The organism is Curtobacterium sp. MCBA15_016, from assembly GCF_001865105.1.
Lineage (GTDB): Bacteria > Actinomycetota > Actinomycetes > Actinomycetales > Microbacteriaceae > Curtobacterium.
Genome location: NZ_MJGR01000016.1, coordinates 147,220 through 148,591, shown reverse-complemented (window position 1 = coordinate 148,591; position 1,372 = coordinate 147,220). Strand labels below are relative to the sequence as shown.

Here is a 1,372-nt window from a genome sequence, read left to right as displayed (position 1 = left end):
ACCTTCACCACCGGCGGCACCTACACCACCGACAGTGTCACCTGGAAGTTCACCTCCGGCACCGACACCATCACCCACACCTTCACCGGACGTTGACGTCGGACGGGAGGCGCGGATCACGCGAGCTGGTCGGCTCACGTGATCCGCGCCTCCCGTCTGTACGCTCGTTCCCATGCCGATCCCGGAGACCACCGTCGCGCACCCGACCCCCTTCGTGGAGATCCCGCGTGGCGAGTGGTCGCAGCTCGCTCCGAAGGAGCACCTGTCCCTCACCGAGACCGAGATCGTGCAGCTGCGCGGTCTCGGTGACCGCCTCGACATGCAGGAGGTGCAGGAGGTCTACCTGCCGCTGTCCCGCCTGCTGACGCTCTACGCGGCGGGCGCACGGAACCTGCACGCGTCGACGTCGGCCTTCCTGGGTGACCGAGCCGGGCGGACGCCGTTCGTGATCGGTGTCGCCGGGTCGGTCGCCGTCGGCAAGTCGACCGTCGCACGACTGCTCCGCGAGCTGACGAAGCGCTGGCCGGACACCCCGCGCGTGGAGCTCGTGACCACCGACGGGTTCCTCTACTCCAACGCCGAGCTCGAGCGGCGCGGGATCATGGACCGCAAGGGCTTCCCGGAGTCCTACGACCGCCGGGCCCTGCTGCGCTTCGTGAGCCAGGTGAAGAGCGGCGCGACCGAGGTCCGAGCGCCGTACTACTCGCACCTCGTGTACGACATCGTGCCGGACGCCGAGATCGTGGTACGACAGCCGGACATCCTCATCGTCGAGGGCCTGAACGTGCTCGCGCCGCCGGTGCACGGGCGGCTGGCACTGTCCGACCTCTTCGACTTCACGATCTACGTCGACGCGAAGACGAAGGACATCGAGGCCTGGTACGTCGACCGGTTCCTCGCGCTGCAGGAAGAGGCCTTCGCGAGCCCGGACTCGTTCTTCCACCGGTTCGCCTCGCTCTCCCGGTCGGATGCCGTGCAGACGGCGACCGAGGTGTGGCGGGCGATCAACGAGCCGAACCTCATCGAGAACGTGTTGCCGACGCGCTCCCGGGCGACCCTCGTGTTGAAGAAGGCGGCGGACCACAAGGTGTCGTCGGTGTTGCTCCGCAAGATCTGACGCGCGGGGCGCCGCGGGGCCGCGAGCGGCGCGGGGCGCCGCGGGGCGCGGGGCGCCGCCGGCGGCGGGCCGCTGCACCGAACCACGAATCCGACGTGGAACCGGGCGAGGGGGCTGGTGCGATGTCGCATCCGTGGTTCGACGCGGCTCGGCCGGGCGGCTGCCGCCCGGGCCGCCGGTGCGGCCGGCGCCGCGCGCCGCCGCCGCGGGGCGGCTCGAGCCGCCGCCGCACAAGCAAAGTCCGTCGGAACCACG

1 protein-coding gene is annotated in these 1,372 nt (G+C 70.8%); it reads left to right on the top strand.

Annotated features, from left to right (window positions below):
- Positions 1 to 172 precede the first annotated feature (172 nt).
- Entirely contained in the window at positions 173 to 1,117 is a 945-nt protein-coding gene (gene coaA / locus BIV03_RS07600; RefSeq protein ID WP_071295218.1) for a type I pantothenate kinase, read from the top strand.
- Positions 1,118 to 1,372 lie beyond the last annotated feature (255 nt).

Coding starts and splice junctions, on each gene's coding strand:
- coaA (WP_071295218.1), top strand. CDS start 173: ATGCCGATCCCGGAGACCACCGTCGCGCACCCGACCCCCTTCGTGGAG.